We start from the raw sequence: 6907 nt of genomic DNA on the forward strand, positions 1-6907 counted from the left end.
CATGCCATCCCCTGCCCCGCAACTGCCGCCCAGCCTGGCTGCCAATCCAAGGCTGACGTCCTGGGTGAAAATCACGCCCGACGGGCGTGTGGCGATCTCACCGGGCAAGGTCGAAATCGGCCAGGGTATCGTCACGGCGCTGGCGCAGATCGCTGCCGACGAGCTCGACGTCGATGTCGGCCGGATCGCCATGATCCGCGCCTCGACGGCCGCGAGCCCCAACGAAGGCGTCACCTCAGGCAGCCTCTCGATCCAGCAATCGGGCCGCGCGCTGCGCCAGGTCTGCGCCGAGGTGCGCGGGCTGTTCCTCGCCGCGGCGTCGGAACGACTCGGCGTTGATGCTTCGACGCTCGAGATCGACGATGGCATGATGTCTGGACCGGGCAATGTCCGGACCAGCTATTGGGAGCTCGCCGGCGAGGTCTCACTCGATCGCAACGCGTCAGCGGACGTCGTCGCGAAGCCGGCCGCCGCGCGCGGCGTTGCCGGGCAATCCATTCAACGGATCGACATTCCCGACAAGGTGTTCGCGCAGCCGCGATTCATTCACGACGTGCCGCTGGCGAACATGCTGCATGGCCGCGTGCTGCGGCCGGAGCTATCGGGCGCAAAGCTCGTCGCGCTCGATGACACCGCAGCGCGCGCGGCTGCCGGGCTCATTGCCATCGTGCGGGACGGCAGCTTCGTGGGCGTCATCAGCGAGACCGAGGATGGCGCCGAGACCGCGTTGAAAGCGTTGCGCAAGGGCGCGACCTGGTCGGCGGGCGAGACGCTGCCGGACGAGGACGACCTGGCTGCCTTCCTGAAGAGCCAGCCGGTCGAGACGCGGATCATCGACACCAAAACCGCAGCCGCGCCGAAACAGGTCGCGCGCACGATCCGCAGGCAATACACTCGGCCCTATATCGCGCACGCCTCGATCGCGCCGTCCTGCGCGATGGCGCAATGGGAGGGAGATCACGTCCACGTATGGACGCACAGCCAGGGCGTCTACATGCTGCGCGCCGACCTTGCGATCGTGCTGAAGCTGCCGACCGAGAATATCACCGTCGAGCACATGGAGGGTGCCGGCTGCTACGGCCACAATGCGGCCGATGACGTTGCGCTCGACGCGGTTCTGCTCGCAAAGGGAGCCGGCGGACGTCCGGTGCGTGTGCAATGGTCGCGGCATGATGAAATGTCGCATGCGCCGTTCGGTGCGGCCATGGCGATCGAGATCGAGGCCGATCTCGACGCACACAGTGAGATCGTCGGCTGGCGCCACCGGGTCTGGAGCAACGGCCATACCGCGCGGCCCGGACGCGCGGCGCAGCCTGCCCTGCTCGCGGCAACCGAACTCGCAACGCCCTACCCACGCCTGATCTCGTCGGATCCTCCGGCGGCCAATGGCGGTGGCAGCGATCGCAACTCCGTTCCCCTCTTTGACTTCCCCGCCTGGACAATCGAAAGCCATCGCCTCCTCACAATGCCCATACGCACCTCGGCGCTGCGGACACTCGGCGCGCAGGGGAATGTGTTTGCGATCGAATCCATACTCGACGAGATCGCGGCTATCGGCAGTGAAGACCCCGTCCAGTTCAGGCTGCGCCATTTGCGCGACCAGCGGGCGAAGGATGTGATCCGCGCCGTTGCGGCGCGTGCGAACTGGAAGCCGGAAAAGAAAGCGGGGATCGGGTACGGCCTCGGCTTTGCACGCTACAAGAACACCGGTGCCTATTGCGCGGCAATTGCCGAGATCGAAGGCGCAGAGGACATTCGCGTCAAGCGGCTGACGCTCGCGGTCGACGTCGGCGAAGCCATCAATCCGGATGGCGTGGTCAATCAGATCGAGGGCGGCGCGATCCAGGCCACGAGCTGGGTCTTGAAGGAGCGCGTCCGCTTCGACCGCACACGCATCACCTCGACGTCCTGGTCGGACTATCCGATCCTCACCTTCAGCGAGGTGCCTGCCGTCGACGTCGAGATCATCCAGCGGCCGGAGATCGCGCCGGTCGGCGCCGGCGAAGCCGCCCACGGCCCGGTGACGGCGGCGATTGCGAACGCGGTGTTCGATTGCCTCGGCGTCCGCGTGCGCGACCTGCCGATCACGCGAGAGAGGCTGATCGCAGCAATGGAGCTTGCATCGTGACGGCGATCCATATTTTGAGCGGCGGCGCGGCGCAGGGCCTGGTCGCTCAGCTTGCCGAGAACCTCAAAGCACGGACCGGCTACGAGATCGAAGGCGAGTTCGGCGCGGTCGGCCTGATGGCCGACAAATTGCGTGGAGGCACGCCGGCGGACATCCTCATCCTGACGCGCGCGCTCGTGACCAGGCTTGCCGAAGAAACGCTTGTCGATCCGACCTCGATGGTCGACGTCGGCGTGGTCGAGACCGCGCTCGCCGTCCGGGCCGACCACTCCAAGGTCACCGTCAAGACCGAGTCCGACCTGCGGGAAGCGCTGCGCGCGGCCGATGCGATCTTCGTTCCCGACACCAAGGCCTCCACGGCCGGAATTCATGTCGCCAAGACGTTGGACCGGCTCGGCATCGCCGGAGAGGTTGCGTCTCGCCTCAAGATCTTTCCGAACGGCGCAACCGCGATGCGGCAGCTCGCAGCATCCGATGCCAAACGGCCGATCGGATGCACGCAGGCGACCGAAATCATCGCAACGGAGGGTATTGTGCTGTCCGGCTCGCTGCCTCCGGGACACGAGCTTGCGACAATGTACACAGCAGGTGTGACGACGCGCGCGGCACATGTCGCCGCGGCGCGTGTCCTGATCGAACTGCTCGCCGGCGCAGACCAGAAAGAGCTGCGACGGCGCGTGGGCTTTGCAGGCTAGCAGGGAATGGCTTTAGGTCGAATCGACTTTGCCAGGGGCTCGCTCAACCTCTCCCGCTTGCGGGAGAGGCATTGGCCGCCTTCGGCGGCGGTCCTCTTAAGGAACGCCGAGGCGATACCTCGGCTATGGCGAAGCGCCGGGTGAGGGCACTCTCCCCTTGGGGATTGTCCACTGCGGAGACACCCTCTCCCCAGCAGGCGGGGGAGGGAGCACACTGTCAACAATCAAGCCTAATCACGCTTTAGACGACTCGCGCTATTTGCTGAGCTGCGTGAGACCGGTTGGCGGTCCGTCGACCGCCGTCCAGCCGCCGTCGACGAACAACGTGCTGCCGCTGACATAGCTTGCGGCATCGGAGGCGAGATAGGCGACCGCCGTCGCGACCTCGTCGGCACTGCTCCAGCGATTGAAGACGGTATGCCTGGCATAGAGATCGTAGATGTCCGGACGCTGCTTGAACGGGCCGGTCAGCGCGGTCTCGGCAATGCTCGGCGCAATCGCGTTGACGCGAACGCCGGCATGTCCGACCTCGGACGCAAAGCCCTTTACCAGGAGGCCGATCGCCGCCTTGGTCGAACCATAGATGCCAAGGCCTGGCTCGATGGTGACCGCGCGCACCGAGGAACAGGCGATGATGCTGCCGCCCTTCTGCGCAACCATGATGCGGCCGAAGGCCTGGAAGAACCAGACGGTGCCCTTGACGTTCAGGTTGAGGACGCGGTCGAGATCGTCCTCGGTATAATCGAGAATGGTCTTGCGGATGTTCAGCCCTGGCGTCGTCACCGCGATGTCGAGCCGTGGGAATTTCTGCATCACCGTCGCGGCCAGCGCATTGACATCCGCGACGTTCGCAGCATCGCACGCAGCCGCCACGGCCCAGCCGCCCTTGTCGCGAATGCCGGCGGCCGTCGCTTCCGCTGTGTCCAGCGCACGATCGGCGCACACGACACGGGCACCGAGCCCGGCCAGCGCCTCGGCCGACGATCGGCCGATGCCGGACGCGGCGCCGAGCACCACCGCCGTCTTGCCGGTGAGATCAAAAAGCTTGCGATAGTCCGTCACAGACAGATTCTCCCTGTTGCTGCGAGGCAAAGTATCGCAAGGGCGGTTCGCCGGCCAAGTGCCGTCGAACGCGCGGCAGCTATCCCTTGTATCCCATCAGCAGGCGCGGCAGCCAAAGCGAGAAGGCGGGGACGTAGGTCACGAACATGAGCGCTGCGATCAGGGCGGCGTAGAACGGCAGGATGGTGCGCATCACCGCGCCCACCGAGATGCCGCCGATGGCGCAGCCCACGAACTGCGTCGTTCCGACCGGCGGGGTGTTCAGCCCCAGGGCGCAGTTGATCAGCATCAGCATGCCGAACTGCACGGGATCCATGCCCGCCTTCATCGCGATCGGCAGGAAGATCGGGGTGCAGATCAGGATGGTCGCGGCCATGTCCATGAAGGTGCCGAGCAAAAACAGGATGACGTTGATGAGCAGGAAGATCATCCAGGGTTCCGAAGACACCTTGTTCATCATGTCGCCGGCGAGGTCAGCCACCTCGTAGAGTCCCATCAGATACTGGAACATGGTGGAAACGCCGATCAGCAGCAGCACCACGCCCGTCGTCTTCACCGCCTTGGCCGCGGCCCGCAGGAAGTTCCGCAAGGTCATCGTGCGGTAAATGAAGAAGGTCAGCAGGATCGTGTAGGTGACCGCGACGGCCGCGGATTCAGTTGCAGTAAAGACGCCAGACAGAATCCCCGCCAGGATGATGCCGACGATCAGAAGGCCGGGCAGAGCGGCTGCGAACGAGCGGAAAACCTCGGCCCAGCCCGGGAACTTGCCGGCCGGATAGCCTCGCTTCACCGCGACCGCGTAAGCGGCAACCAGCATGCACGCCATCAGCACGAGCGCTGGCAAGATGCCGGCGGCGATCAGCGCGCCGATCGACACCTTGCCGCCGGCGGCCAGGGCATAGATGATCATGTTGTGGCTGGTCGGCATGAGGGCTCCGACCAGCGAGGCGTGGGTGGTGACGTTGACGGCGTAGTCGGTGTCGAAACCTTCCTTCTTCATCATCGGGATCATCACCGCCCCCATCGCCGACACGTCGGCCACGGGCGAACCGGATACGCCGCCGAACAGCGTGCAGGCGACCACGTTCGACATGCCGAGACCGCCTCGGATGTGTCCGACGAGGTTCTTGGCAAGCTGCACGATCTTGTCGGCGACGCCGCCATGCAGCATCAGCTCACCGCTGAAGACGAAGAACGGTATGGCGAGGAAGGAGAAGATGTTCATCCCCGACATCATCTGCTGGAAGATGACGGCAACCGGCAGGCCTTCGTAGAGGATGGTGCATATGGCCGAGAGGCCAATCGCGAAGGCGACCGGCACACCGAGGATGAGAAAGCCGAAGAAGGTGGCGCCGAGAATGATCAATTCCATGAGGGGACGACCTCTTCGCCGCGCAGGAGAGCAATGATGTGCTCGATTGAAAAGGAGACGATCAGGACGCCGGAGGCGATCAACGGTACGTAGCGAACGACCTCAGGAAGGCCGAGATTGGGGATCTTCACGGTTCCGACCGACGCTCCGAGGATCCAGCCGTTGTAGACCATAGCAATGCCGAACAAGGCCACCAGAACGTGGATCACCAGCTCGATCTTCTCTCGCACGTGATCCGGAAGCATCACCAGCAGACTGTCCATGCCGATGTGTCCGGCATCGCGCACGCCGACGGCGGCGCCGATCAGCGTGACATACAGGATGAGAACCAGCGCAAGGTTCTCCGTCCAGGTCGGGCTGGAATTAAGCACATAACGTCCGAACACCTGGTAGAACACGATGGTGACGATGACGAGCAGGCCGCTCACGGACAGGTACATGCCCACGCGAGCGACGGTGGCATTGATCCGCGACAGCAAACCGGTAGACGGGCGTGCCGCAGCGGCCTCCGGCTCGTGGCTTGCGACGTGTGGGTCTGTCATTCCCGCCTCTCCTTGCGAGGGTCCGGCGTCGCCGCTCGGCGACGCCGGAAGCCGACGCGTTCTTACTTCGTGTCCTGGATACGCTTGACGAGGCTCTTCAGCTTTTCGTCACCGGCAAACTTGTCGTACACCGGCTTCATCGCATCGACGAACTCCTGCTTGTTGGCGATCGTGATGACCTGAACGCCGGCCGCTTCGACGGTCTTGCGGGACGCCTCCTCACGCTCGTCCCAGAGCTTGCGCATCACGGGCACCGAGTTCTTGGCCGCCTTGCGGATCATCGCCTGATCCTCCTTGCTCAGCGTGTCCCAGACCTTCTTGGACATCACCAAAACTTCGGGCGCCAGGGAGTGCTCGGTGACGTTGTAGAACTTGGCTGCCTCGAAGTGCCGCGACGATTCGTAAGAGGGCCAGTTGTTTTCGGCGGCGTCAACAAGACCGGTCTTGAGCGCGGTATAGACCTCGCCATACGGCATCGGCGTCGGGTTGGCCCCCAAGCTCTGGATCATGCCGACCCACAGGTCGGATTGCTGGACGCGGATCTTCAGGCCCTTGACGTCAGCGAGCGACTTGATCGGCGCCTTGACGGTGTAGATGGAGCGAGCGCCGCTGTCGTAATAGGCAAGGCCGATGAGACCCGCAGGCTCCATCGCCGCCAAAATTTCATCGCCGATCGGCCCGTCGAGAACGTTACGCATGTGCTGCGTGTCCCGGAAGACGAACGGCAGACACAACGCGATGGTTTCCGGCACGAAGTTGTTCAACGGCGATGCGTTGATCCGCATCATGTCGAGCGCGCCGATCTTAAGCTGCTCGATGGTGTCCTTCTCAGAGCCCAGGGCTCCATTGGGATACACCTTGACACCGAGCTTGCCACCGCTCGCCGTCGCGAGCTCCTTGCCCATGGACCTGACGGCTTCGACGGTCGGATAATCGGCGGGGTGTACGTCGGCGGAGCGGAAATCGCGTGCGGTCGCCAGGGGTGCTGTGACCGCCAGCGCAACGGCTGTGATGATGCCGGTTAGTGTCTTCATCTGATCTTTCCTCCTCAATTGATTATGTCGTCGTTGCGCAGGTGCTGCGGGCCGCCTTAAGGCGCTCCTGTTCA

At 64.1% G+C, this 6907-nt stretch carries 6 protein-coding genes; 2 read left to right on the forward strand and 4 right to left on the reverse strand.

Features of this window, described 5'->3' with window-relative positions:
• The first annotated feature begins 1 nt into the window (after position 1).
• Both SO156_RS24630 and SO156_RS24635 read left to right on the forward strand, forming a co-directional pair.
• Positions 2–2128 carry a xanthine dehydrogenase family protein molybdopterin-binding subunit gene (locus SO156_RS24630; RefSeq protein ID WP_498536547.1) on the forward strand — a complete coding sequence of 709 codons (2127 nt, stop codon included), beginning with the start codon at positions 2–4 and terminating at the stop codon, positions 2126–2128.
• Positions 2125–2823 (forward strand): molybdate ABC transporter substrate-binding protein, encoded by a 699-nt coding sequence (locus SO156_RS24635; protein WP_498536542.1) that lies wholly within the window; start codon positions 2125–2127, stop codon positions 2821–2823. Before SO156_RS24630 ends, SO156_RS24635 begins: the two co-directional genes overlap by 4 nt.
• A gap of 255 nt (positions 2824–3078) precedes the next feature.
• Here the strand turns inward: SO156_RS24635 and SO156_RS24640 are convergent, their stop codons facing one another.
• The 4 genes from SO156_RS24640 to SO156_RS24655 form a co-directional block, all read right to left on the reverse strand.
• Positions 3079–3885, reverse strand: coding sequence for an SDR family NAD(P)-dependent oxidoreductase (locus SO156_RS24640; RefSeq protein WP_498536543.1), 807 nt, complete (start codon positions 3883–3885; stop codon positions 3079–3081).
• A 79-nt stretch (positions 3886–3964) separates the two neighbouring features.
• Positions 3965–5257, reverse strand: a complete 1293-nt coding sequence (locus tag SO156_RS24645) for a TRAP transporter large permease (protein ID WP_458151354.1) — start codon at positions 5255–5257, stop codon at positions 3965–3967.
• Positions 5248–5799 (reverse strand): TRAP transporter small permease, encoded by a 552-nt coding sequence (locus SO156_RS24650; RefSeq protein WP_498536544.1) that lies wholly within the window; start codon positions 5797–5799, stop codon positions 5248–5250. The genes SO156_RS24645 and SO156_RS24650 overlap by 10 nt, the downstream gene beginning before the upstream one ends.
• Before the next feature lie 62 nt (positions 5800–5861).
• Positions 5862–6833 carry a TRAP transporter substrate-binding protein gene (locus tag SO156_RS24655; RefSeq protein WP_458151355.1) on the reverse strand — a complete coding sequence of 324 codons (972 nt, stop codon included), beginning with the start codon at positions 6831–6833 and terminating at the stop codon, positions 5862–5864.
• Positions 6834–6907: the final 74 nt, after the last annotated feature.

The sequence above is a fragment of the Bradyrhizobium sp. UFLA05-125 genome (genome assembly GCF_059803515.1).

Coding starts and splice junctions, on each gene's coding strand:
- SO156_RS24630 (WP_498536547.1), top strand. CDS start 2: ATGCCATCCCCTGCCCCGCAACTGCCGCCCAGCCTGGCTGCCAATCCA.
- SO156_RS24645 (WP_458151354.1), bottom strand. CDS start 5,257: ATGGAATTGATCATTCTCGGCGCCACCTTCTTCGGCTTTCTCATCCTC.
- SO156_RS24650 (WP_498536544.1), bottom strand. CDS start 5,799: ATGACAGACCCACACGTCGCAAGCCACGAGCCGGAGGCCGCTGCGGCA.
- SO156_RS24655 (WP_458151355.1), bottom strand. CDS start 6,833: ATGAAGACACTAACCGGCATCATCACAGCCGTTGCGCTGGCGGTCACA.